Source organism: Pseudomonas sp. 09C 129, assembly GCF_002843625.1.
In the GTDB taxonomy this organism is placed as follows: Bacteria; Pseudomonadota; Gammaproteobacteria; order Pseudomonadales; family Pseudomonadaceae; genus Aquipseudomonas; species Aquipseudomonas chlororaphis.
Map to the genome: position 1 here is coordinate 4,553,891 of NZ_CP025261.1, position 23,684 is coordinate 4,577,574.

19 protein-coding genes and 2 pseudogenes are annotated in these 23,684 nt (G+C 62.9%); 14 read left to right on the top strand and 7 right to left on the bottom strand.

Annotated features, from left to right (window positions below):
• The first annotated feature begins 258 nt into the window (after nt 1-258).
• From CXQ81_RS20390 to CXQ81_RS20410, 5 genes are all read left to right on the top strand, one after another.
• Nucleotides 259-1,650, top strand: coding sequence for a GntP family permease (locus CXQ81_RS20390; protein WP_101338369.1), 1,392 nt, complete (start codon nt 259-261; stop codon nt 1,648-1,650).
• A 7-nt stretch (nt 1,651-1,657) separates the two neighbouring features.
• Nucleotides 1,658-2,443 (top strand): 3-hydroxybutyrate dehydrogenase, encoded by a 786-nt coding sequence (gene hbdH / locus CXQ81_RS20395; protein WP_101338370.1) that lies wholly within the window; start codon nt 1,658-1,660, stop codon nt 2,441-2,443.
• 157 nt (nt 2,444-2,600) lie between these two features.
• The gene (locus tag CXQ81_RS20400) at nt 2,601-4,556 is read left to right on the top strand and encodes an acetoacetate--CoA ligase (protein ID WP_101338371.1); all 1,956 of its coding nucleotides are present in this window, start codon (nt 2,601-2,603) and stop codon (nt 4,554-4,556) included.
• 304 nt (nt 4,557-4,860) lie between these two features.
• Nucleotides 4,861-7,398, top strand: coding sequence for a PAS domain-containing sensor histidine kinase (locus CXQ81_RS20405; RefSeq protein ID WP_101338372.1), 2,538 nt, complete (start codon nt 4,861-4,863; stop codon nt 7,396-7,398).
• Nucleotides 7,399-7,450: 52 nt separating this feature from the next.
• Entirely contained in the window at nt 7,451-7,726 is a 276-nt protein-coding gene (locus tag CXQ81_RS20410) for a peptidylprolyl isomerase (protein WP_007932676.1), read from the top strand.
• 182 nt (nt 7,727-7,908) lie between these two features.
• On the opposite strand, the gene CXQ81_RS20415 is transcribed toward CXQ81_RS20410, so the two are convergent.
• From CXQ81_RS20415 to CXQ81_RS20430, 4 genes are all read right to left on the bottom strand, one after another.
• Nucleotides 7,909-8,826: a sugar kinase gene (locus CXQ81_RS20415; RefSeq protein ID WP_101338373.1), complete on the bottom strand. Its 918-nt coding sequence runs from the start codon at nt 8,824-8,826 to the stop codon at nt 7,909-7,911.
• 160 nt (nt 8,827-8,986) lie between these two features.
• Nucleotides 8,987-10,204 (bottom strand): amino acid deaminase, encoded by a 1,218-nt coding sequence (locus CXQ81_RS20420; protein WP_101338374.1) that lies wholly within the window; start codon nt 10,202-10,204, stop codon nt 8,987-8,989.
• Nucleotides 10,205-10,241: 37 nt separating this feature from the next.
• Nucleotides 10,242-11,006, bottom strand: a complete 765-nt coding sequence (locus tag CXQ81_RS20425; protein ID WP_101338375.1) for an IclR family transcriptional regulator — start codon at nt 11,004-11,006, stop codon at nt 10,242-10,244.
• Between the two features lie 287 nt (nt 11,007-11,293).
• Nucleotides 11,294-11,680: a RidA family protein gene (locus tag CXQ81_RS20430; RefSeq protein ID WP_007927369.1), complete on the bottom strand. Its 387-nt coding sequence runs from the start codon at nt 11,678-11,680 to the stop codon at nt 11,294-11,296.
• A gap of 415 nt (nt 11,681-12,095) precedes the next feature.
• Here CXQ81_RS20430 and CXQ81_RS20435 point away from each other — a divergent pair, with 415 nt between their 5' ends.
• On the top strand, nt 12,096-12,368 hold the full coding sequence (locus tag CXQ81_RS20435; RefSeq protein ID WP_101338376.1) for a hypothetical protein: 273 nt from the start codon (nt 12,096-12,098) through the stop codon (nt 12,366-12,368).
• Between the two features lie 482 nt (nt 12,369-12,850).
• Here CXQ81_RS20435 and CXQ81_RS31630 read toward each other — a convergent pair.
• Nucleotides 12,851-12,973 (bottom strand): annotated as a pseudogene (locus tag CXQ81_RS31630) (ATP-binding protein); the annotation flags it as partial.
• A gap of 87 nt (nt 12,974-13,060) precedes the next feature.
• On the opposite strand from CXQ81_RS31630, the gene CXQ81_RS20445 reads away from it, so the two are divergent.
• The 3 genes and pseudogenes from CXQ81_RS20445 to CXQ81_RS20455 all read left to right on the top strand — a co-directional run bounded on the left by CXQ81_RS20445 (nt 13,061) and on the right by CXQ81_RS20455 (nt 16,500).
• The gene (locus tag CXQ81_RS20445; RefSeq protein WP_007930528.1) at nt 13,061-13,852 is read left to right on the top strand and encodes a bifunctional 2-polyprenyl-6-hydroxyphenol methylase/3-demethylubiquinol 3-O-methyltransferase UbiG; all 792 of its coding nucleotides are present in this window, start codon (nt 13,061-13,063) and stop codon (nt 13,850-13,852) included.
• A gap of 463 nt (nt 13,853-14,315) precedes the next feature.
• Nucleotides 14,316-14,817 (top strand): annotated as a pseudogene (locus CXQ81_RS20450) (acyl-CoA thioesterase).
• 33 nt (nt 14,818-14,850) lie between these two features.
• Nucleotides 14,851-16,500 (top strand): FMN-binding glutamate synthase family protein, encoded by a 1,650-nt coding sequence (locus CXQ81_RS20455; RefSeq protein WP_101338377.1) that lies wholly within the window; start codon nt 14,851-14,853, stop codon nt 16,498-16,500.
• A gap of 170 nt (nt 16,501-16,670) precedes the next feature.
• Here CXQ81_RS20455 and CXQ81_RS20460 read toward each other — a convergent pair whose 3' ends face one another.
• A complete protein-coding gene (locus CXQ81_RS20460) occupies nt 16,671-17,462 on the bottom strand; it encodes a helix-turn-helix transcriptional regulator (RefSeq protein WP_101338378.1) in 792 nt (263 codons plus the stop codon).
• 84 nt (nt 17,463-17,546) lie between these two features.
• On the opposite strand from CXQ81_RS20460, the gene CXQ81_RS20465 reads away from it, so the two are divergent.
• The gene (locus CXQ81_RS20465; RefSeq protein ID WP_101338379.1) at nt 17,547-18,545 is read left to right on the top strand and encodes a bile acid:sodium symporter family protein; all 999 of its coding nucleotides are present in this window, start codon (nt 17,547-17,549) and stop codon (nt 18,543-18,545) included.
• A gap of 153 nt (nt 18,546-18,698) precedes the next feature.
• Here the strand turns inward: CXQ81_RS20465 and CXQ81_RS20470 are convergent, their stop codons facing one another.
• Nucleotides 18,699-19,487, bottom strand: a complete 789-nt coding sequence (locus CXQ81_RS20470) for a hypothetical protein (protein WP_157832262.1) — start codon at nt 19,485-19,487, stop codon at nt 18,699-18,701.
• 281 nt (nt 19,488-19,768) lie between these two features.
• On the opposite strand from CXQ81_RS20470, the gene CXQ81_RS20475 reads away from it, so the two are divergent.
• From CXQ81_RS20475 to CXQ81_RS20490, 4 genes are all read left to right on the top strand, one after another.
• Nucleotides 19,769-19,972 (top strand): hypothetical protein, encoded by a 204-nt coding sequence (locus tag CXQ81_RS20475; protein WP_101338381.1) that lies wholly within the window; start codon nt 19,769-19,771, stop codon nt 19,970-19,972.
• Nucleotides 19,969-21,714 (top strand): hypothetical protein, encoded by a 1,746-nt coding sequence (locus CXQ81_RS20480; protein WP_101338382.1) that lies wholly within the window; start codon nt 19,969-19,971, stop codon nt 21,712-21,714. The genes CXQ81_RS20475 and CXQ81_RS20480 overlap by 4 nt, the downstream gene beginning before the upstream one ends.
• 72 nt (nt 21,715-21,786) lie before the next feature.
• The gene (locus CXQ81_RS20485; protein WP_009044436.1) at nt 21,787-22,248 is read left to right on the top strand and encodes a YccF domain-containing protein; all 462 of its coding nucleotides are present in this window, start codon (nt 21,787-21,789) and stop codon (nt 22,246-22,248) included.
• A 309-nt stretch (nt 22,249-22,557) separates the two neighbouring features.
• Complete coding sequence (locus CXQ81_RS20490) at nt 22,558-23,634, top strand: diguanylate cyclase (RefSeq protein ID WP_101338383.1); 1,077 nt, start codon at nt 22,558-22,560, stop codon at nt 23,632-23,634.
• The last annotated feature ends 50 nt before the right edge of the window (nt 23,635-23,684 follow it).

Sequence of the window (23,684 nt, forward strand, 5' to 3'; positions counted from 1 at the left end):
GCTGATCGCGGGCAATCGAGCGTCGACCGGCCGCTCCTACACAAGCGCGGAGTGTTTCCGTAGGAGCGAGGCTTGCCCGCGATGACGCCCTTTCAGCCACCCAAAGTCTCAAAACAGAGACAAAACATCACTCCACCCCTCAAAAATCATACAAATATCCTTATTTATCAAATACTTAATCATCTGGCACAAAACTCGCTATAGCCCCTCCCACACCCGCAACACCCTACAAAAATAACAATCCTGGAGAGACACACCATGAGTGTGATCATTGCCCTAGCAGCCCTCGCGCTGCTGATGTTGGCTGCTTACCGTGGCTACAGCGTTATCCTCTTTGCCCCCATCGCCGCCCTCGGCGCCGTCCTGCTCACCGACCCGTCCGCCGTGGCGCCCGCCTTCACCGGCGTGTTCATGGAGAAGATGGTCGGCTTCATCAAACTCTACTTCCCGGTGTTCCTGCTCGGCGCGGTGTTCGGCAAGCTGATCGAGCTGTCGGGCTTCTCCCGCTCCATCGTCGCGGCGGCCATCCGCCTGCTCGGCACCCGCCAGGCGATGCTGGTGATCGTGCTGGTCTGCGCCCTGCTGACCTACGGCGGCGTGTCGCTGTTCGTGGTGGTGTTCGCGGTCTACCCGTTCGCCGCGGAGATGTTCCGCCAGAGCAATATCCCCAAGCGCCTGATCCCGGCGACCATCGCCCTCGGCGCGTTCTCCTTCACCATGGACGCCCTGCCTGGCACCCCGCAGATCCAGAACATCATCCCCAGCACCTTCTTCAACACCACCGCCTGGGCTGCGCCCTGGCTGGGGGTGATCGGCACCATTTTCGTGTTCTGCGCCGGCATGCTGTTTCTCCAGCACCAGCGCAACAAGGCGCACAAGGCCGGTGAAGGCTACGGCAGCGACCTGCGCAACGAGCCGGAAACCGCCGCCGACATCCAGCTGCCCAACCCCTGGATCGCCCTGTCGCCGCTGCTGCTGGTGGGCCTGATGAACCTGCTGTTCACCCACTGGATTCCCCAGTGGTACGGCAAGACCCACAGCCTGGCCCTGGCCGGCATGGCCGCCCCGGTGCAGACCGACGTCGCCAAGCTCACCGCCATCTGGGCGGTCCAGGCCGCCTTGCTGGTGGGCATCATTATGGTCCTGGTGTTCGGCTTCTCGGCCATTCGCGGCAGGCTCGCCGAGGGCAGCAAGAGCGCGGTCAGCGGCGCCCTGCTGGCGGCGATGAACACCGCCTCGGAATACGGTTTCGGCGCGGTGATCGCCTCCTTGCCGGGTTTCCTGGTGCTGTCGGACTGGCTGAAAAGCATCCCCAACCCGCTGGTCAACGAGGCCATCACCGTGACCCTGCTGGCCGGCATCACCGGCTCCGCCTCGGGCGGCATGAGCATCGCCCTGGCGGCCATGTCGGAGACCTTCATCAGCGCCGCCCACGCCGCCAACATCCCGCTGGAAGTGCTGCACCGCGTGGCTGCCATGGCCAGCGGCGGCATGGACACCCTGCCGCACAACGGCGCGGTGATCACCCTGCTGGCGGTCACCGGGCTGACCCACCGCCAAGCCTACAAGGACATTTTCTGCATTACGCTGATCAAGACCCTGGCCGTCTTCGTCGTGATCGCCACTTTCTACGCCACCGGCATTGTGTGAGGTATTCATGAGCAATCTTGCGGGCAAGACCGCCCTCGTCACCGGCTCCACCAGCGGCATTGGCCTGGGGATAGCCCTGAGCCTGGCCAGGGCCGGCGCCAACCTGATCCTCAACGGCTTCGGCGATGCCTCGACGGTGCTCGCCGAGGTCGCGCGCCTCAATAAAGACCACGGCGGCAAGGTCGGCCATCACCCGGCCGACGTCAGCGACCCGGCGCAGATCGCCGACATGCTGGCCTACGCCGAGCGCGAGTTCGGCGGCGTCGACATCCTGGTCAACAACGCCGGCATCCAGCATGTGGCGGCGGTCGAGGAATTCCCGGTGGAGCGCTGGGACTCGATCATCGCCATCAACCTGTCGTCGGTGTTCCACAGCACCCGCCTGAGCCTGCCGGGCATGCGCGCCAAGGGCTGGGGGCGGATCGTCAACATCGCCTCGGTGCATGGCCAGGTCGGCTCGGTGGGCAAGGCCGCCTATGTGGCGGCCAAGCACGGGGTGATCGGCCTGACCAAGGTGGTCGGCTTGGAGACCGCCACCAGCAACGTCACCTGCAACGCCATCTGCCCGGGCTGGGTCCTGACCCCGCTGGTGCAAAAGCAGATCGACGACCGCATCGCCGCGGGGGTCGATCCGCAACAGGCGCAGCACGACCTGCTGGCGGAAAAACAGCCATCCCTGGAGTTCGTCACGCCTTCGCAGCTGGGCGAGTTGGTCCTATTCTTGTGCAGTGAGGCCGGCAGCCAGGTGCGTGGCGCGGCGTGGAATATCGATGGCGGCTGGTTGGCGCAGTAAGCCGTTGTAGCCGCTGCCGCAGGCTGCGATAAGACCCGAAGGGTCTTTCAGCGCCAGTGATATCGCCACGACCGTTCCGGTCGATCGCAGCCTGCGGCAGCGGCTACAGGGCGTTTGAAAATCGCTTTGTGTGCATTAGAAAAACAAGAGGCCACCCATGTCCGAATTACTCTGGCAACCCAGTGCCGAGCGCATCAGCAAGACCCGCATGGAAGCCTTCCGGCGCTTGATCAATCACCGTCACGACCTGGACCTCGACGGCTACCCCGCCCTGCACCAATGGAGCATCGAGCGGCGCGAGGACTTCTGGCAGGCCATCGTCGACTTCTTCGACGTCGAGTTCCATGCGTCCCCCAGCGCGGTGCTGATCGAAGGCCGCAACATGCCCGCCGCCCAGTGGTTCCCCGACGCCACCCTGAACTTCGCCGAGCACCTGCTCAAGCGGCGTGACGACGGTGTCGCGGTAATCGCGATCAACGAGAACGGCCAGCGCGAACAGCTGACCTACAACCAGCTGGCGGCCCATGTCGCCGGCCTGCAACAGAGCCTGCGGGCCGCCGGCGTCAGCCTTGGCGACCGGGTCGCGGCCTGCATGCCCAACACCTGGCAGACCCTGGTGGGTATGCTCGCCACCGCCAGCCTCGGGGCCGTCTGGTCCAGCTCCTCGCCAGACTTCGGCACCCAGGGGGTGATCGACCGTTTCGGCCAGATCGAACCCAAGGTGCTGATCACCTGCGCCGGCTACCGCTACGCCGGCAAACAGATCGACCAGACGGCCAAGGTCAACGAGATCCTCGAACGCCTGCCGTCCCTGCAACAGCTGATCATCGTGCCGTACGCGCGGCCCGAAGCCCGCGCCGAAGACTTTCGCACCTCGGCCAGCGTCGCGCTGTGGGACGACTTCTACCGCCCCGGCGGCGAGCCGGCGTTCGTCGCCGTGCCCTTCGCCCATCCGCTGTACATCCTCTATTCCAGCGGCACCACCGGCGTGCCCAAGTGCATCATCCACAGCACCGGCGGCGTGCTGTTGCAGCACCTCAAGGAGCACGGCCTGCACTCCGACCTGCGCGCCGGCGAAGTGCTGTTCTACTACACCACCTGCGGCTGGATGATGTGGAACTGGCTGGTCTCCGCCCTGGCGGTGGGCGCCACGGTGCTGCTGTACGACGGCTCGCCGTTCCACCCGGCGCCCGAACACTTGATCGACCTGATCGACCAGGAAGGCATCAACGTTTTCGGCACCAGCCCCAAGTACCTGGTGGCCCTGGAAAAGGCCGGCATCCAGCCGCGCCAGAGCCATTCCCTGGCCAGCCTCAAGACCCTGCTCAGTACCGGCTCGCCGCTGTCGCCGCAGAGCTTCGACTACGTGTACCGCGCGTTCAAACAGGACCTGTGCCTGGCCTCGATGTCCGGCGGCACCGATATCATTTCCTGCTTCATCATCGGCAACCCGCTGTTGCCGGTGCACCGCGGCGAAATGCAGGGCAAGGGCCTGGGCATGGCGGTCGAGGTGTGGAACGACCAGGGCCAGGCGGTGGTCGGCGAAAAGGGCGAACTGGTCTGCACCCGGCATTTCCCGGCCATGCCCATCGGCCTGTGGCACGACCCGCGGCACGAGAAGCTGCGCGCCTCCTACTTCAGCCAGTTCCCCGGGGTCTGGGCCCAGGGCGACTACGCCGAGCAACTGGCCCATGGCAGCTGGCTGATTCACGGCCGCTCGGACGCCGTGCTCAACCCCGGCGGCGTGCGCATCGGCACCGCGGAAATCTACCGCCAGGTGGAGAAACTTGAGCAGGTCCTGGAAAGCCTGGCCATCGGTCAGCAATGGGACAACGACGTGCGGGTGGTGCTGTTCGTGCGCCTGCAGGACGGCGTGCAACTGGACGACGCCCTGCAGGAGCAGATCCGCCAGGTCATCCGCGCCAACACCACGCCAAGGCACGTGCCGGCGAAGATCCTCGCGGTCAGCGACATCCCGCGGACCATCAGCGGCAAGATCGTCGAACTGGCGGTGCGCAACGTGGTGCACGGCCTGCCGGTGAAAAACACCGACGCCCTGGCCAACCCCGAGGCGCTGGAGCAGTTTCGCGATCGCCCCGAGTTGCGCGACTGATCGTTGCCCCTGTAGCCGCTGCCACAGGCTGCGAACAACCCGCAGGGGCGCGATCTCAGGACCGCTGAAGGCCCTGCGGGCCTTTACGCAGCCTCGCAGGCTCGGCAGCGGCTACAAGGGCTGGGCGCGGTGCCAGTTGTAGCCGCTGCCGCAGGCTGCGCCCGGCACCGCAGGGGCCGGTTCAAACCAGGCAACCCGGTCCACCAGGTCCGGGAAAACCGCCCTTGCGCCGGCTACGCCGTCGATCGCAGCCTGCGGCAGCGGCTACAATGCCGGCGTGATGCACGCTCAGGACACCCCCGACATGAACGCCCCCACCTCCGGCAGCGAAGCCGAAACCCTGATTGCCCGGCTGGACTGGGCCGCCACGCCGCTGGGCGCGGTCGACCACTGGCCGCAGAGCCTGCGCACCGCAGTGGACATCGTGATCCACTCGCCGATGCCGATGCTGCTGTTGTGGGGCGCGCAACTGACACAGATCTACAACGACGGTTTCGCCCTGCTGGCCGGCAACAAGCACCCTGGCGCCTTCGGCCAGTCGACCCACCTGACCTGGCCGGAACTCCAGGACTTCACCGCGCCGATCTACCAAGCCGTGCTGCAAGGCCAGGTGCGCACCTTCAGCGAAAAACCCTTCACCCTGCTGCGCCACGGCCACGAGTCGGACGTCTGGCTGGACCTGACCTACAGCCCGATCCGCGACGAAAGCGGCGAAGTCGCCGGGATCCTGGTCACCAGCATCGAAACCAACGAGCGCCGACGCATCGCCCTGGAACTGGAGCAGCGCTCGGCGGCCAGCCTCAAGGCCCAGCACGAAACCGAAGAGCGCCTGCAACTGGCGCTGGCGGCGACCGACGCGGTCGGCACCTGGGACTGGGACATCGGCGACGACCGCTTTATCGCCGACGCCCACTTCGCCCAGCTGCACAGCATCGACCCGGCCCAGGCCGGGCAACTGCCCATCAGCGACTACCTCAAAGGCGTGCACCCGGAAGACCGCGGCATGGTGGCGCGCAGCATCAAGCACTGCATCACCCACGGCACCGAATACGCCGAGGAATACCGCCTGCAACAGCCCGACGGGCAGATCCGCTGGGTCTTCGCCCGCGGGCGCTGCTACAAGGATCACCATGGCCGGCCGGTGCGCTTCCTCGGCGCCGCCCTGGACCTGACCGACCGCAAGCAGATGGAACAGGCGCTGCGCCAGAGCCAGACCGAATTGCAGTTGATCATCAACGCCATGCCGGTACTGATCGGCTACGTCGACCACGAAGAGCGCTTTCGCCTGAACAACAGCGCCTACCTCGACTGGTACGGCCTGACCCCGCAGGAGCTGTACGGGCGGACCATCCGCGAAGTGGTGGGGGACGAGATCTACGCCACCCGCGCCGACAAGATCGCCGCCGCCCTGGCCGGCAAACCCTGCAGCTTCGAAGCCAACTCGCCGCACCGCGACGGGCGCGCGCGGCATGCGCTGATGAAGTACCTGCCACGCTACGGCGCCGACGGCGCGATCAATGGTTTCTACATCTTCGTGATCGACGAGACCGAGCGCAAACAGACCGAGGAAGCCCTGCGCAACCTCAACGAAACCCTGGAAGAACGGGTGGCCGAGCGCACCCAGGCGCTGGCCGCCGCCAACCAGCGCCTGCAGAGCGAGATGTTCGAACGCGAACGCGCCGAAAACGCCCTGCGCCATGCACAGAAGATGGAAGCCGTGGGCCAGCTCACCGGCGGCATCGCCCACGACTTCAACAACATGCTCACCGGAATCATCGGCAGCCTGGAGCTGATGCAGCGCTACATCGACGCCGACCGCAGCGCGGAAATCGGCCGTTTCACCGAGGCCGCGATGTCCTCGGCCAAGCGCGCGGCCGCCCTCACCCACCGCCTGCTGGCGTTCTCCCGGCGCCAGTCGCTGGACCGCCGGCCGCTGGAACCGAACCAGCTGGTGCGTTCGCTGCAGGACCTGTTCAACCACACCAAGGGCGAGCATATCGAGCTGAAGATGAACCTGGGCGCCAACGTCTGGTCGATCAACAGCGACGCCAGCCAGCTGGAAAACGCCCTGCTCAACCTGGTGATCAACGCCCGCGACGCCATGCCCGACGGCGGCGTGCTGACCATCGAGACCGCCAACAGCTACCTTAACGGCAGCGACCTGGGCACCCTGGAACCGGTCAAGGCCGGCGACTACGTGATGCTCGGCGTCAGCGACAACGGCGCCGGCATGACCCCGCGAGTGCTGGCCAAGGCCTTCGACCCGTTCTTCACCACCAAACCCATCGGCCAGGGCACGGGCCTGGGGCTGTCGATGATCTACGGCTTCGCCCAGCAATCCGGCGGCCACCTGACCATCAGCAGCGAACCGGGCCAGGGCACCTGCGTGCGCCTGTACCTGCCGCGCCTGTACAGCGGTGCCCAAACCGCCAGCCCGGCACCGGCCAGCGTCGAAGCGCCGTACGCGGTGGCCGGCGAATCGGTGATGCTGGTGGAGGACGACCCGGCGGTGCGCATGCTGGTGCTCAACGTGCTGAGCGAACTGGGCTACAGCGCCTTCGAAGCCGAGGATGCCAAGAGCGCCTTGCCGTTGCTGGAGTCCGAGCGGCGCGTCGACCTGCTGGTGACCGACGTCGGCCTGCCGGGCATGAACGGCCGGCAGCTGGCGGAGATCGCCCGCCAGCAGCGGCCGCAACTCAAGGTGCTGTTCATGACCGGTTACGCGGAAAAGGCCGCCGAGCGCCAGGGCTTTCTCGACGCCGGCATGGACCTGATCGCCAAGCCGTTTTCCATCGAGGCGCTGGCCCAGAAGATTCGTCAGATGATCGGCCGGCAGGGCTGATTTCAGGCATAATCCGCCCCCGCCGTCCGCACCGTTCCAAGGTAATTGCCCCATGAAAGCCCAAGCCCGCCACATCCTGGTGAAAACCGCCGAAGAGGCCGAACAGCTCAAGCAGCGCATCGCCAAGGGCGAAGCCTTCGACGTGCTGGCGAAGAAATACTCCACCTGCCCCTCCGGCAAACGCGGCGGCGACCTGGGTGAAGTGCGACCAGGGCAGATGGTCGGGGCCATCGACCAGGTGATCTTCAAAAAGCCCCTGCGCACCGTGCACGGGCCGATCAAGAGCAAGTTCGGTTACCACCTGGTGCAGGTGTTCTACCGCGATTGAGGTCTCCACTCGTGACCGCTACGTCGTCGCGACTGCAACCCTGTAGCCGCTGCCGCAGGCTGCGATCGGTACCGCAGGGGCCGCAAAACCTGGCGACGCGACCTATCTGAAAAATCGGGGATACCACCCTTGCGCCGGCTGCGCCGTCGATCGCAGCCTGCGGCAGCGGCTACAGGGGTGCCTCAGGGTCTTGGGATCAACGCCCCCGGCACCTGGATCACCCGGCTCGCCAAGCGATGCCCGGCCTGCGCCGCCTGCTGCGGATTGCCGCCCTTTAGTCGACACGCCAGATACGCCGCACTGAACGAATCCCCCGCCGCCGTGGTGTCCACCACCTGCTCCACCCGCTGCGCCGGCACCTCGAACGACTCGCCGCCACAGCGGATCAGGCAAGGTTCAGCGCCGCGCTTGAGCACCACTTCCGGCGTGTCCGCGTAAGCCGCCAATACCGCCTGGCTGTCGGCATAACCGAACAGCGCCTGCTCGTCATCCACCGTCAGCAACGCCAGGTCGACATAGGCCAGCGCCTCGCGATAAGCCGCCTGCGCCTGCTCCACCGAGGCCCAGAGCCGTGGCCGGTAGTTGTTGTCGAAGACGATCTGCGCCCCACGCTTGCGTGCTTCAACCAAGGTCTCGATCAGCTTCTTGCGCCCCAACTCGCCGAGCACCGCCAGGGTGATGCCGCTGAAATACAGCACCGCGTAGGTCGGCAACGCCGCGAGGATCGGCTCGGCCGCGGGGGTGGTGAAACAGTCGCGCACCGCCGCTTCGTTGCGCCAGTAAAGAAAGCGCCGCTCGCCCTTGGCGTCGGTCTGGATACAGTACAACCCGGGCAAGCGCCCCGGCAGGCGCTGGACCATGCCCAGGCCGATGCCTTCCTCGGCCCAGCTCTGGCACATGGCGTCGCTGAAACTGTCGTCACCGAGGGCGGTGACATAGTCGACATGGGCGCCCTCGCCCAGTTCACGGGCCAGGTACACCGCGGTGTTCAAGGTATCGCCGCCGAAGCTCTGTTGCAGGCTGCCGTCGGCGCGGTGTTGCAGTTCGATCATGCATTCGCCGATCAGGGCGATGCGTTTCCCGGTGGTGCAGGTGTTCATGGTGGGGTGTCTCTGAGAGTTTTTTGTTGTGAGAAAGAACGTCTTCGCGGGCAAGCCTCGCTCCTACAAGGTTGGTGTCGTTTGCCAAGGCGTGTACGCCTCATATCCGTAGGAGCGAGGCTTGCCCGCGATCACCTGCGCAGCAGGTGCCAGACCTACCCTAGAAACAGGTCTCCATGCTCTCCAGCACATCCAGCCGCTCATCCACCAGCAACCCGGTGCGCCACTTATCAAAGGTCAAACACGGGTGCGAAGTACCAAAAGCAATAATGTCCCCCACCCGCAACTCAACCCCCGGCGCCACGGTCATGAACGCATGCTGGTCCATCACCGCCGTGACCTTGCAGGCGCTGACATCATCGCCCTTGGCCGGCAGCACGCCCGGCTTGTAGCGCAGCAACGGCACCGGCAGACCGGCGTCATAGGCCACGTCGCGCTTGCCCAGGGCGATCACCGCGAACCCCGGCTCCGGCAGGGACTGCACATGGGCCCAGACTTCCAGCGCCGGGCGCAGGCCTTCGTGCAGGTCGCTGCGCCGGTCGAGCACGCAGCACTGCGCCTCTTTATAGATGCCATGGTCGTGGGCCACGTAACTGCCGGGGCGCAGCACGCTGAGGAAACGCCCCTGGGCGTTCTGCGCCTCGAAGGACTCGGCGATCAGGTCATACCAGGCCGACCCCGAGGCAGTGATGATCGGCTTATCGATGGCGAACAGCCCGTCGTCCTGCAACTGCACCGCCAGGCGCACCAGGGACCCGGCAAACTCCCGAATGCCAGTCACCGCATGATCGCCATGGATCACCCCTTCGTAGCCCTCGATGCCGCACAAGGCCAGGGCCGGTTGCGCCTGGATCGCCTGCGCCAGCGCCAGTACTTCCTGCTCGCTGCGGCAGCCACAACGGCCACCGACCACACCGTACTCGATCATCACGTTCAAGCGCACCCCGCGCGCGGCGAAGAATTGCCCGAGATCGGCGACGTTGTCCGGGTGATCGACCATGCAATAGAAGTCGAACGTCGGGTCGGCCAGCAGCTCGGCGATCAGCCCCATGTTCGGCGTGCCCACCAGCTGGTTGGCCATCAGCACCCGGCGCACACCGTGGGCATAGGCCGCGCGGGTCTGCACCGCGGTGGCCAGGGTGATGCCCCAGGCGCCCGCCTCCAGCTGCCGACGGAACAGCGCCGGGGTCATGCTGGTCTTGCCGTGGGGCGCCAGCTCGGCGCCGCTGTCGCTGACGAACTTCTGCATCCAGCGGATGTTGTGTTCCAGCGCCGCGCGGTGCAGCACCAGGGCCGGCAGGCTGACATCGCGCACCAGGCTGACACCCGGTTGGGCGGCGCCCTTTTCCACCGCGGCATTGATCAAGGCAGAAGACATATTCGAACTCCTTACGGCGCAGCCACAGGGGCTGGCATTAGTCGTTGATGCGACGGGCCAGGCGATTCGCGCTGTCGATCAGCACCCGGCGGTAGTCGGCGTAATTGTTCTGGGCATCGGCCCGTGGCGCGACGATGCACAGGGTGCAGATGCACACCCCGCGCTCGTCCCGCACCGGGGCGGCGAAGCAATGGGTAAAGGTGTCGGCCACGCTGTCGAAGGAAAAGAAACCGTCCTGCGTGGCCTGGCGGATTTCCTTGAGGAAGGTCGCCACAGGCAGGCGTTCCCCGTCGGGGAGCATGAAGTCGCGCTCGTCGATCAACTCGACGATCTGCTCATCGCTCAAATGCCCTAGCAACAGCCGCCCGGAAGCGGTCCAGGGAATCGGCGCGTTCTCGCCGATATTCGAGGAAATGCGGAAATGCCGCTCGCCCTCCTTCATCAGCGCCACCGTGTATTTGCGCCCGTTGAGCAGGCACATCTGTGCGGTCTCGCGGGTCTGGCTGACGATCTCCTGCAAGGCCGAGTCGGCCTCGCGGGTCAGGTCGAAATGGCGCAGATGGGCCTGCCCCAGGAAGTACAGCTGCCGGCCCAGGTACACATGCCCGTCCTGGCCCACCGGCTCCAGAACCCGCCGCTCCAGCAAGGACGCCACCAGCTCGTACACCGTGGACTTGGGGCTGCCGATCCCCTTGGCGATATCGTGGGGCCGCAGCGGCTGGCCGATCTCCTTGAGGAAATCGAGAATATCGAACGCCCGGTCCAACCCCTTGGCCCGACGCTTGATGGTGTCTTCGGTCATCTTTGTGCCTTTTGCAAAAAACTGCGAAATTTCCGGCGCCCCAAAACCCCGGCATTGCCCCTATCCCCGTAGCCGCTGCCGAGCCCGCGAGGCTGCGAGGCTGCGAGGCTGCGAGGCTGCGAGGCTGCGATAAGGTCCGCAGGACCTTCAACGATCTCAAGACCGCGCGCCCGCTTCGTCGGAATGCCGCCCAGATCGATCGCAGCCTCGCCAAAACTCGGCAGCGGCTACAACGAACGAACCCGCCCCTGTAGGAGCAGCTTGCTCGCGATCAGCGGCCTACAGCCCTACTTCTTCTTGTAAGCCACGCAATCGATCTCAACCTTGCAATCCACCATCATGCTGGCCTGCACACAGGCCCGCGCCGGCGCATGTTCCGGCTTGAAATACTCACCGAACACCTTGTTGAAACTCCAGAAATCCCGCGGATCCTCCAGCCACACCCCAACCCGCACCACATCCTCCAGCCCGTACCCCGCCTCCTCCAGAATCGCCACCACATTGCGCATCGTCTGATGGGTCTGCTCAACGATACCGCCATGAATAATTTCACCATCCAGTGCCGGCACCTGGCCGGACACATACAACCAACCATCGGCCTCAACGGCACGAGCGAAAGGACGGGGTTGGCCACCGCCGGCGGTGCTGCCGGTACCGTAGCGAGTGATGCTCATGGGGTGTTCTCCTAAGTAAAGGGAAGGTTGAGCAGAATAAGCCGTTCCTAAAAAGGCGCTTCGCGTAATTCCAGGAGACATTTATTCCGCTATAACAGATCAAAATATACAACAACGGAAAATTCACGAAGAGTGTGCCATGGGAAAGAGAGGGATAACAGAGGATAGGCAACACATCTGGAACCAAGGAGATAGAGAACAGGCCTGAAATAAATGCTACTACCCCCATTTATTCGGCCATTAATGACGGCTCGTGTAAGGCGTTTCTGTATCTGGTGTAAACATGCCCTCCAGGCTTGTTACCCCGCGATACGCCTCCTATATTCCGTTTCGTCGCTCCCAACGCTGCGACCGGATTTGGCCGTCCGAATCTCCATGAGCACACCCTAAAATTCCTTCATGGAGCGTCACCGTCATGGATTTCCAACCCCTCACCTCTTCCAACACCACCGACCACCCCGTCGCCTTTATCAACCCGCAAGCCCCCTTGCTTGACCTGCTGAGCTACGCCGGCCTGCGCATCCGCGCTGCCCGGGACATGTTGGACAGCGTATCCGGCATGACCAGCCGCAACGCCGACGACCTCGACCTGATGCGCTTCTCCAGCGTGGCAACCTTGTTGTTGCAGGACGGATGCGATGTGTTGCACTTGGCAGAGCAACGAGCGATGGACCTGCCAGAGCCTTAACCGAACCGCCTTAGCCTTTGCTCTTGCTGTGCTTTGGCTTTGGCTTTGGCTTTGGCTTTGGCTTTGGCTTTGGCTTTGGCTTTGTTTTTGATCTTGATCCACCCGCCCCATCGGGAGGCCGAGTGGAGGTTCTGCGCCGTGGGCAACTCGGCAGGGATGCCGAGTTAGCCGCCCCAGGCCATGGATGGCCTGTGGCGGCGGCCCACGGAGCAGGACCGGAGCGAGGGAACCTGAGCGCAGCGAAGGCCGTACGCAGGGGCAAGACTTTTTGGTTACTTTTGGGGCGTTTGCCAAAAGTGACCCGCCGTAAGGGCGGAACCATAAGCCGCCGTGACCGCAGAAATGGATATGTACCCCGTCCAACATCACCAGCGAAGCCACCACCGCCATCGCGGGCAAGCCTCGCTCCTACAGAAGCGTGTAAAACGTGCCCCGCCGTAAGGGCGAAACCATAAGCCGCCGTGACCGCAGCAATGGATATGTCGTGATTTGATCTTTGTCTGGGCGACCAACCTGCTGTGTTGCAGGCGGTAGGACTCGTTGCTGCCTGTTTCGACGATGTGGCAGTGGTGTGTCAGCCGATCCGGCAACGCCGTGGTCATCTTGTTAAGGCTGCACGCCTAATGTGAATCCACCTGCGGCCGATAGTCTGGAAGGTTCACCAGTATCGACGTCTTATTTCAGGGTTATCAATGGAAATTCCATACAGCGTCAGGCTTTCATTTTTTGATTTCTGGAAGGGGCTCTTCAAAGGCACGCTTTTCATCCAGAAACGTTTGCGAGGGCATTTGAAGGAGCAGCAGAAGAACTGGCCGAAGAAGCAACAATACAGCCAAGGATATTTCTATCAGGGCTTGGAAGAACTGGGAATCACAGGCCTGAAGCCTACGGGCTTTCGGTTCAAGCAATACGCCATCGATGAAGAATTGAAGGGCGCTGACGTACTGGACATCGGCAGCAACTGCGGTTTTGTCTCAGCTTATTGTTCGCGACTGGCAAAATCCGTGACAGCCGTCGAACTCAACCCTTTTCTCAATAAAGTGGCAAAGGATACCGCGCGTTATTTGAAGCGCGACAATATAGAGTTTATAGAAAGCGATTTTTCGGTATTTGCCACAGATAAAAAATTTGATGTGGTGCTGTCGTTTTCCAATCATCACACCATTGATGGCAACCTCAATATGGGGTTTGAAAACTACATGAAGCGCCTGGTGTCGTTTCTAAAGCCGGGTGGCTACCTACTGTTTGAAAGCCACAATGTTTTCGGGCCAGGTGCTGGCAACGTAGGCGATGACGGTGATATGGACGAAAAAATCAAAATAATGAACACCTATTTCGCCATAGAACGCTATCGAATGGTCAACTGTTACATGCGACACATGGTCGATGATGTCGATAAGCTCTTCATTGTTGCGCGGCTCGTGGACAATCCTCCGAAGACGGAATTCCGTCTTGAACAAGCAATCCGTCGTTATCATTATTGACCCTGTATTCGATTCTTTGGCTATCTATGACACCGTCCAAAAAACGGCAGCGCCAGCACGGACGCTATCGCGAGCCAGCTCGCTCCTACAGGTCGGTGTCATGCAAAGAAACAGTCGTTCAAGTCGTGGATCAGGTTTGGCAGGCGCAAGCGCCTGATCGCAGCCTGCGGCAGCGGCTACAGAGTTCGCGGTATTACCGATAGGCTTGAACGAATCTGCTACCCATGCGCGTGAACTCGGCAGGGTTGTTAGCCCTGACTGCAACCAAAGCGACTCACCGTTGAATAACAAGCGCTAGGTATCGCCCCCCCCACTCATTATTGCAATCCCCACAACAGCTCATTGCAAAAGATAGCTAGCTAACTATCAAGACTTCTTATTACCCTCCGATCTCCAGCCAAATACTGTCCGCGGGGCTCTAGCCTGCCTATGCGGACAGCATCGATTACTGATGAGGTCACCCATGGAACCAGGCAGTTATCAATTGAGCATGAGCGTGCTCATGACGCCCGACAAAGCCAATTTCTCCGGCAACGTGCACGGCGGCGCCCTGCTGAAGCTGCTCGACGAGGTGGCCTTCGCCTGTGCCAAGCGCTATGCCGGGCGCTATGTGGTCACGCTGTCGGTGGATCAGGTGATCTTCAAGGAGCCGATCCATGTCGGCGAATTGGTGACTTTCCTCGCCTCGGTCAATTACACCGGGCGCACCTCGATGGAGGTCGGGGTCAAGGTGATGACCGAGAACATCCACGAACGCACGGTGCGCCACACCAACAGTTGCTACTTCACCATGGTCGCCGTCGACCCCGACGGGCGCCCGCACCCGGTGCGCGCCTTCGTGCCGGAAACCGCCACCGAACAACGCCGCTACGCCCAGGGTTTGCTGCGTAAACAGCAGCGCCAGGAGCTGCAGGAGCGCTATCGGCAGATCCGCAACTCGGATTGAGCCCGCCCTGCCCGCCTGAACCCATGTCTTGCGATTTGCCCAAGGAACGACCATGAAGATATCGCTGCTCAGTCGCTACGCGACCCTGATCCTTTGCCTTGCCCTCACCTTGTTCGGCCTGTTGTTCTGGCCCGCCAGCCTCTGGGGCCAGGGGCTGATCGTGCTGGCCGGGGTGCTCAGCCTGGTCGGCCTCAACGACCTGCTGCAAAGCCACCATGCGGTGCGCCGCAACTATCCGATCATCGGCAATATCCGTTACCTGATCGAGTCGATTCGCCCGGAGATCCGCCAGTACCTGCTGGAAGGCGACGACGAGAAGCTGCCCTTCTCCCGCTCGCAGCGTTCGATGGTCTACGCCCGCGCCAAGAACCAGCCCGCGGAGAAGGCCTTTGGCACCCTGGCCGACGTCTATCAGCCCGGCTTCGAATTCATCAGCCACTCCATGGTCCCGGGCGATGCCTGCGACCCCAGCCAGTTTCGCGTGGTGGTCGGCGGGCCGGATTGCCTGCAGCCCTACAGCGCCTCGGTGTTCAACATCTCGGCCATGAGCTTCGGCGCGCTGAGCGCCAACGCCATCCGCGCCCTGAACAAAGGCGCCCGGCTCGGCGGCTTCGCCCACGACACCGGGGAAGGCAGCATCAGCCCCTATCACCAGGAATTCGCCGGCGACCTGATCTGGGAAATCGGCAGCGGCTACTTCGGTTGCCGCACCCTGGACGGCCGTTTCGATGCCCAGCGCTTCTCCGAGCAGGCCAGCCATCCGCAGGTGAAGATGATCGAGATCAAACTCAGCCAGGGCGCCAAGCCCGGTCATGGCGGCATCTTACCCAAGCACAAGGTCACCGCCGAAATCGCCAAGACCCGTGGCGTGCAGATGGGCCATGACTGCGTGTCGCCGGCGCGGCACTCGGAGTTCAGCACGCCCATGCAGTTGCTGGAGTTCATCGTCAAGCTGCGCAACCTGTCCGGTGGCAAGCCGGTGGGCTTCAAGTTCTGCGTGGGTCATCCCTGGGAGTTCATGGCCATCGTCAAGGCCATGCTCGAGACCGGCATCCAGCCGGACTTTATCGTGGTCGACGGCAAGGAAGGTGGCACCGGCGCCGCGCCTCGCGAGTTCACCGACAACATCGGCATGCCCATGCGCGAGGGCCTGCTGTTCGTGCATAACACCCTGGTCGGCGCCGGCCTGCGTTCGCAGATCAAGCTGGGCGCCAGCGGCAAGGTGATCAGTGCCTTCGACATCGCCAGCGTGCTGACCATCGGCGCCGACTGGGTCAACGCCGCGCGCGGTTTCATGTTCGCCATCGGCTGCATCCAGTCGCAAAGCTGCCACACCAACAAATGCCCCACCGGCGTCGCCACCCAGGACCCGCTGCGCCAGAAAGCGCTGCAGGTCACGGACAAGGCCGAGCGGGTGCACAACTTCCATCGCAACACCCTGGTCGCCCTCGGCGAGATGCTCAGCGCCGCCGGCCTCGACCACCCGGCGCAGTTGCAGGCCAAGCACCTGGTACGGCGCCTGACCACCACCGAGGTCCGGCTGTTCTCGCAGATCCACGTGTTCCTCGAACCCGGCGAGCTGCTGCAACGCCCCATCAGTTCGGAGTTCTACGCGCGCATGTGGAACATGGCCCAACCCCACAGCTTCGCGCCACTGGCCGTGGCCGCGCCGTCCAGGGCCGAGCGGCTGACGCCGGCTTAGATTGAGGTTGCAGCCGCCGACGCCATCGCGAGCAAGCTCGCGCCTACAAAGGCTCGGGTACGGCGCTGCCATCACGACCACTACCGAACCTGTAGGAGCCAGCTTGCTGGCGATGCAAGCGCCGCGGTGGGTCAGATGCACCGCCATCGCGAGCAAGCTCGCTCCTACCGTTACGGGCGGAAGAACTCCCCGGGCGTGGCGTCGAACTGCTGGCGGAACGCGGCGATAAAAGCCGAGGTTGAGTCGTAGCCGCAGGCCAGCGCCACGTCCGTCACCCGCTCGCCGTTCTCCAGGGGCGTGAGGGCGCCCAGCAGGCGCAAGCGCTGGCGCCAGGCGCGGAAGGTCAGGCCGGTGTCCCGCAGGAACAGGCGGCTCAGGGTTTTCTCCGTCACCCCCAGTTTCTCGCTCCACCGCCCCAGGGTGGTCGGCTGGTCCGGGTGCGCTTGCAGGCTGCGGTAGATCTGCCGCAGGCGCGGGTCCTGGGGCAGCGGCAGCATCAAGTCCAGTTGCGGCGCGGCGGCCAGTTGATCCAGCAGGACCTGGGCTAGGCGCCCGTCGGCGCCATCTTCGGCGTATTCCACCGGCAGCTCGCTGAAGGCGCGGATCAATTCGCGCAGCAGGCCGCTCACCGCCAGCACCTGGCAGGTTTCGCCGGCCCAGGCAGTGACACGGCAATCCAGGTACAGGCTGCGCATTTCAGTGCGCGGCGAGCTGAACACCTTGTGCGGCATGCCGGCGGGAATCCACACCGCCCGTTGCGGCGGGGCGATGAAACGCCCGGCGCTGGTCTGCACTTCCAGCACGCCCTGGATGGCGTAGGACAATTGCACCCAAGGGTGGCTGTGGCGCCGGGTCAGCGCCCGGTTGGGCAGGGATTCGGTGCGCCCGTACACCGGTCGCGGCAGGCTCGGCAGACCGGGAATACTGCGGCGGACGATCTTTTCATGTCCTTTAGGCGGCATTTACTGGCTCATTGGCGTTAGTCGGCAGTCCGCCATCACGTTAGAGTCAGCCCACCGCCCTGGCAACCCCTGGATGATCCCGTTATGAGTCGCTCACGTCTTTTGCCCGACAATTTCACCCTGACCCTGATCGGCGTGGTGCTGCTGGCCAGCTTCCTGCCCGCCAGCGGCCAGGTGGCCCTAGGCTTCGGCTGGCTGACCAACGCCGCCATCGCCCTGCTATTCTTCCTCCACGGCGCCAAGCTGTCGCGCGAGGCGATCATCGCCGGGGCCGGCCACTGGCGCCTGCACCTGCTGATCTTCAGCCTGACCTTCGTGCTGTTCCCGCTGCTGGGCCTGGCGCTCAAGCCGCTGCTGTCGCCGCTGATCGGCAACGACCTGTATCTGGGCATGCTCTACCTCTGCGCCCTGCCCGCCACCGTGCAGTCGGCGATTGCCTTCACTTCGCTGGCGCGGGGCAACGTGCCGGCGGCGATCTGCAGCGCCGCGGCGTCCAGCCTGTTCGGGATTTTCCTCACGCCGCTGCTGGTGACCCTGCTGCTGAATGTACACGGCGATGCCGGCTCGACCGTGGATGCCATCGTCAAGATCAGCGTGCAATTGCTGCTGCCCTTCATCGCCGGGCAGATCGCCCGCCGCTGGATCGGCGCCTGGGTCGGCCGCAACAAGAACTGGCTGAAGTTCGTCGACCAGGGCTCGATCCTGCTGGTGGTCTACGGCGCCTTCAGCGAGGCGGTGAACGAAGGCATCTGGCACCAGATTCCGTTGTGGAACCTGGGCGGGCTGGTCTTGGCCTGCTGCGTGCTGTTGGCGCTGGCGCTGCTGGCCTCCAGCCTGCTGAGCAAGCTCTTCGGCTTCAACCAGGAAGACCGCATTACCATCCTCTTCTGCGGTTCGAAGAAAAGCCTGGCCACCGGCGTGCCCATGGCCCAGGTGCTGTTCGCCGGCAGCACCATGGGCGTGCTGATCCTGCCGCTGATGCTGTTCCACCAGATCCAGCTGATGGTCTGCGCGGTGCTGGCCCAGCGTTACGCCAAACGCCCGGAGTCGATCCCGGAGCTGATGGCCCAGGTCGATCCCTGAGTGCGGCGCCTGAACTGCATGTCGCCTTTGTAGGAGCGAGCTTGCTCGCGATAAATCGTCAACGAAAACGCGCTGCGCCTGACCGCCTCAGCTTCGCTGATCGCAAGCCATCGAGGGTCGAGCGGCTCCTCCTGCAGATCCCTGTGACGGCGGTCAGTTGTATTTCGGACCGCCTTTCCACGGCGCGTATTCCACCAGCACACTGCCCCGCGCTAGCCCCTTGTCATCCACCTTGAAGCCGGGCATCTGCCTCAGGTTCAGCTGCTTGCACTGCGCAGTCAGGCGCGCCTGCAGGTCGCTGTCCAGCTTGAAAGCGTCCCGCCGCTCGGCAACCGGATCGAGGTTCACCAGGCACTCCTGCACCTGCACCTGGGCATTGGCGACAAACCGCACATGGGCCTTGCCAATGCTGTCGACGGGCTGCTGGCCCAGGGCCTGGGTCCAGAAGAAGCGGCTTTGCGCATAAGCCTGGACCGTCCGCGCTCGCCACTGACGCTCAGGTTCGGACTCGTCGAGGGCCGGAAATACCAGCGGCGCGACAATCACCATCTCCTCCTCGGTTCCGTACATTTCGACCGGCACCTTGGGAAACAGGCTATCCCAGCACACTTGCCTGGCCAGGCTTTCCAGGGCCGGGACCGGGGCCAGGTGGGCGTTGGGCCGGGTCTCGCAACTGCGCAGCTCGTTCTGGCGATCGATCTTCACCACCAGATCCACTGTCCCTACCAACGCCTGGCTGTTGGCGGCAAAGGCATTGCGCACCATCAAAGCCCTGAACTGATCGCTGAAGGCCTGGGCGTTCTGCTGTAGCGATGCTTCTGCCGTGGTCTGAAGGGCCGGCGCGGTGCTTTTTGGCATCTGGCAACCGGCCAGGGACAACAGGCTGGCCAGGATCAACGGTAGCCTCAGCCAGGGGGCGACAAGACGGGATGGACTGGACAACGGGCTCAATTCCATTTGTTCGAAACTCTCGGATCAAAGAGGGAAGTCGTGCGGGTGCGCAGGACTAAATGCGTCCTTTCACTAACGAGTGAAGCGTGCGTTATTTAGTATTCGCCCCGGCAACCGCCAAAGGTCGCTGTGTCGACCGGTCGTGGCCAATCTGTAGAAGCATCAAGCGGTTACTTCTGGGGGAAGCCAGGGTTTGCGCTTTTGTCAGGGGCGACAAGCCGATAGCATAGCGCCACTTTTTTGCCGGTCGGCGATCTTACATGGATGTTTTTATGCGTTCCTTGCTCACACTTTGCGCGTTGTCCCTTCTTGCTGGTTGCAGCATCGAACAACAGGTTACCCCCGTCGAATCAACCCTGGTTGCAGGAGTTCACCCAGGCTTTGCCGAGGCCAATCGCGATGCCATGCAGGCCAACGGCTTGCAGATTGAGGTACTGCCTACCGGCACGCCTCAAGTCGACGAGGCTGCCAAATGAGTCGTGTGCTGAATGACTTTCGACCTTTAAAGCCTGCTGAAGAAAAACTGCTGAGATGTACGCTTTCAGGAAAAGTCGCCAGCTTCAGCGCACACCGACCGGAACAGGCGACATCGGAAAATACCATTCGCGCGGACTTCCTTCGCTTCCTGATTATGGGAGGGGACAAGGTAAACATCGTGCATGAACAGGGTGTAAGGCTCCGTGGAGCTTACATCGAGGGAATACTGGACCTTCGCTCAAGCAAGATACCTACCGCCTTCTTGCTGCAAAACTGCCTTTGCTTCAATACGCTCTTTTTGAACAATGCGTCCATCGATGGTCGAGTGAGCCTGGATGGTAGTGCCTGGGCAGGAATCCAGGCCCCACTCGTGTCAATAGCAGGCTCTTTTTCCATACGGCAGCTGTTCTCTTTCGGATCGATCAACCTGCTCGGCGCCAAGATTGAAGGTTCATTAACCCTTAGCGAGAGTTCTATCGATGGCCGAGGTTTTGCAGCCATACGCGCCGACCGCATCCAGATCAGCGGAAACCTGAACATGCGAGGAGGGTTCTCCTCCATTGGTGAAGTTAGCCTGGCGGGCATTACCCTGAATGGCCAGTTGAATTGCACATCCTGCCGCATCATTGCGGTTAAAGATGTCTCATTGGCAATGGACGGCTCTGTCATTAAAGGCAACGTCAATCTGTCAACCGACTTCAGATCTGAAGGTACCGTTCGACTTTCAGGAGCCAACATCGGAGGTCAGCTCAATTTCACCGGCGCGCGACTCGATGGTAGGGGCGGTTACGCCCTGATTGCCCAATCCGCATTTATCGCAGGCTCGTTAATTGTTAAGGGACTGGCGATCCCCCTCCAAAAAGCCCTTCTCAACAATACAAAAGTCAGGACGCTGACCGATGATGCACAGTCTTGGGGAGAGGGTTTGCAACTGGACGGGTTTACCTATGACTTCCTGAGTAATGGAGCAAAAGCCAAAACCCGACTTGCCTGGCTAGATAAACAAATACCGTCTGCTGCGGGAACCGATGGTTCAAGAGGCGAAAAGAGCGGGTTTCGCCCACAGCCCTGGCGACACCTGAAACACAAGCTCGAAGAAATGGGACATGCCGATGAAGCCCAGGAAGTCGGGATCGCCTTCGAGAGGCGTTTGCGCGAGGTAGGCTCCGTGGGCAAGAGAACGGCTCACTGGCCTCGGGGATTTCGCTGGCTTGGTATTGTCCCCCATGTGCTCTATGGCGCCCTCACCGGCTACGGCTATCGCCCCATGCGCCTGCTGGCCTGGATTCTCGGCATCTGGCTAGCCTTCACCACCGTCTACTGGTACGCCGCCGTCGAGCAGAACGTGTTCGCCCCAAGCAACCCGCTAGTGTTCCAGAGCGACGCCTATACCACCTGCCGAAAGGAGTATGGAGAAGGCTGGCAAAAGCGCTCGCCCGATACGCCCATCCCTTCAGGGATCGGCAACTGGTACACCTGCGATGCCTTGCGTGGTGAGTACACTGGCTTCAGCCCTGGTGCCTATTCGCTGGACATCCTGTTGTCACTGGTCGATCTGCAACAGGAGAAGGACTGGGGACCGATCACCACTACCCCTTCCCCCAACGCCTGGGTGGAGTTCTGGAACTGGGATTGGGGACATAGCATCCGCTTTCTGGTGTGGTTCGAAACCCTGATCGGCTGGGGCATCAGCCTGTTGCTGGTGGCGATCGTCTCCGGCCTGACTCGGCGCAAGGAATAAGCGTCTATACCTGCACGGGCCTCGAACGGGGCCTGTGCGATACCTTTCACGGTTCAAACAAGGAAGCTTTACATGAGCGCCATCGGCAATTTTCTCTGGTTTATCCTCGGCGGCATTTTCATGGGCCTGTGCTGGTGGCTGTGGGGCATCCTGGCCTTTATCAGCATCGTCGGCATCCCTTGGGGCCGGGCCTGTTTCGTGATCGGTGCCTTCTCGTTCTTTCCGTTCGGCAAGGAAGCCATCAGCCGACGCGAGCTGAACAACAAGGACGATATCGGCACCAGCGGCCTGGGGGTGATCGGCAACGTGCTGTGGTTCGTGTTCGGCGGGATCTGGCTGGCGCTGGGGCATGTGATGTCGGCGCTGCTGTGCTTTATCACCATCATCGGCATTCCCTTCGGCATCCAGCACCTGAAGCTGGCGGGCATCGCCCTGGCGCCGATCGGCAAGACCATCGTGCGCAAGGAAGTGGCCGCCGCGGCGCGTACTTTCAATGCCCAGGATGCGGCGCTGAAACAGCGTCAGCCTGGCTGAAACCCAGGCGCAGAGGTCTCGTCGAGGCCTCTGCTGCTGCGCATGTCGACCGGCATGCTCCGCGCGCTTACGCGCTCCGACAGCCGCCATCACGTATCTGCGGCGCCCTCAAGCGCGTAACCTGATCGCCAAGCCGCCCCACCTTGAACAAACCGCACCACAACGTTGAAGGACGCCCACACCGGCGCCCGCCGCGGTTGGACAAGTCCCACGCCCACTGCTTTCATTCAGCCCCGAGGCCCTGCGCAGTCCGCGCGCTCGCCAGGAGGCTTATCGCTCCCGTCCACCCGTTCACGTCCAAGGCCCGTAATGCTCAAGACCATTGAAGCGCAAGTGCTGAAACAGGCCACGCCGCCGGCCCTCAAGGCCGAGTTCGCCCAGTACGACTTCGAACGGCTGCACGGTTTCTGCCTGCTGATCTACGTCGCCAGCATCAGCATCTGGCTGCTGTTCAACCTGATCGTCAGCTTCCCCGGCAAGCAGGGCTTCACCCTGTACTCGATGGCGTTCCTGGTCGCCCTGGCGATCAACGCGATCATGCTGGCCTTCATCAAGAACGCCCGGTACTTCCAGTGGCTCAACCTGCTTTTCGTGCTGATCATCGGCGCGGGTATCCGCCTGGTGATCGAAGGCATGCCGCTGGACCTGCGCCCCGACTGGCTGATCCTCGGCGCCTCGAGCATTCTCTACAGCGCCTCGGTGCTGCCCCTGCGGCGCTGGTCGTTCTTCGCCACCCTCGTGCTGACCTGGGTGGTGCTCGACCCGTTCATCATGACCCAGACCTCGGTGCTGGAACTCAAGGGCGCCATGCTGCTGATCTACGCGCTGTTCCTCACCGCCCTGACCCTCTACAGCTTCATCAAGCTGCGCCAGGCCAAGCTGCACACCTACATCATGTCCAAGCTGTTGCTCGAGCAAGCCTACAACGACAGCCTGACCGGCATCCCCAACCGCCGCTCGTTCATGGCCCGCGCCGGCGAACAACTGGCGGCGCAGCCCCGGGAGCATGACCACTACCTGGCGATGATCGACGTCGACAACTTCAAGAAAATCAATGACCTGTACGGCCACGACATCGGCGACGAGGTGCTCAAGCGGGTGGCCACGGATATCCGCACGGTCATGGCCGGCTTCGACTATGCGCGCCTGGGGGGCGAGGAGTTCGCCATCTACCTGGGCGGGGTACGGCGCGACGACGTCGAGCAACTGGCCGAACGCCTGTGCCAGGTGGTGCGCCAAGCCCAGGCCCGATACCCGGTGACCGTCAGCATCGGCCTGGCCCGGGTCGAGGACGACGACAGCCTGAACCAGGCGCTGCTCAAGGCCGACAAGGCGCTGTACCAGTCCAAGCACACGGGCAAGGATCGCTACACCTTTCACCCGTGACCCCTGCGGCAACGCACCAGCGCGACCGGCCGATCAAATAAGATAAACTG

Excerpts from the sequence above, each read along its gene's own strand:
- CXQ81_RS20390 (WP_101338369.1), top strand. The coding sequence starts at position 259 with ATGAGTGTGATCATTGCCCTAGCAGCCCTCGCGCTGCTGATGTTGGCT.
- hbdH (WP_101338370.1), top strand. The coding sequence starts at position 1,658 with ATGAGCAATCTTGCGGGCAAGACCGCCCTCGTCACCGGCTCCACCAGC.
- CXQ81_RS20400 (WP_101338371.1), top strand. The coding sequence starts at position 2,601 with ATGTCCGAATTACTCTGGCAACCCAGTGCCGAGCGCATCAGCAAGACC.
- CXQ81_RS20405 (WP_101338372.1), top strand. The coding sequence starts at position 4,861 with ATGAACGCCCCCACCTCCGGCAGCGAAGCCGAAACCCTGATTGCCCGG.
- CXQ81_RS20410 (WP_007932676.1), top strand. The coding sequence starts at position 7,451 with ATGAAAGCCCAAGCCCGCCACATCCTGGTGAAAACCGCCGAAGAGGCC.
- CXQ81_RS20415 (WP_101338373.1), bottom strand. The coding sequence starts at position 8,826 with ATGAACACCTGCACCACCGGGAAACGCATCGCCCTGATCGGCGAATGC.
- CXQ81_RS20420 (WP_101338374.1), bottom strand. The coding sequence starts at position 10,204 with ATGTCTTCTGCCTTGATCAATGCCGCGGTGGAAAAGGGCGCCGCCCAA.
- CXQ81_RS20425 (WP_101338375.1), bottom strand. The coding sequence starts at position 11,006 with ATGACCGAAGACACCATCAAGCGTCGGGCCAAGGGGTTGGACCGGGCG.
- CXQ81_RS20430 (WP_007927369.1), bottom strand. The coding sequence starts at position 11,680 with ATGAGCATCACTCGCTACGGTACCGGCAGCACCGCCGGCGGTGGCCAA.
- CXQ81_RS20435 (WP_101338376.1), top strand. The coding sequence starts at position 12,096 with ATGGATTTCCAACCCCTCACCTCTTCCAACACCACCGACCACCCCGTC.
- CXQ81_RS20445 (WP_007930528.1), top strand. The coding sequence starts at position 13,061 with ATGGAAATTCCATACAGCGTCAGGCTTTCATTTTTTGATTTCTGGAAG.
- CXQ81_RS20455 (WP_101338377.1), top strand. The coding sequence starts at position 14,851 with ATGAAGATATCGCTGCTCAGTCGCTACGCGACCCTGATCCTTTGCCTT.
- CXQ81_RS20460 (WP_101338378.1), bottom strand. The coding sequence starts at position 17,462 with ATGCCGCCTAAAGGACATGAAAAGATCGTCCGCCGCAGTATTCCCGGT.
- CXQ81_RS20465 (WP_101338379.1), top strand. The coding sequence starts at position 17,547 with ATGAGTCGCTCACGTCTTTTGCCCGACAATTTCACCCTGACCCTGATC.
- CXQ81_RS20475 (WP_101338381.1), top strand. The coding sequence starts at position 19,769 with ATGCGTTCCTTGCTCACACTTTGCGCGTTGTCCCTTCTTGCTGGTTGC.
- CXQ81_RS20480 (WP_101338382.1), top strand. The coding sequence starts at position 19,969 with ATGAGTCGTGTGCTGAATGACTTTCGACCTTTAAAGCCTGCTGAAGAA.
- CXQ81_RS20485 (WP_009044436.1), top strand. The coding sequence starts at position 21,787 with ATGAGCGCCATCGGCAATTTTCTCTGGTTTATCCTCGGCGGCATTTTC.
- CXQ81_RS20490 (WP_101338383.1), top strand. The coding sequence starts at position 22,558 with ATGCTCAAGACCATTGAAGCGCAAGTGCTGAAACAGGCCACGCCGCCG.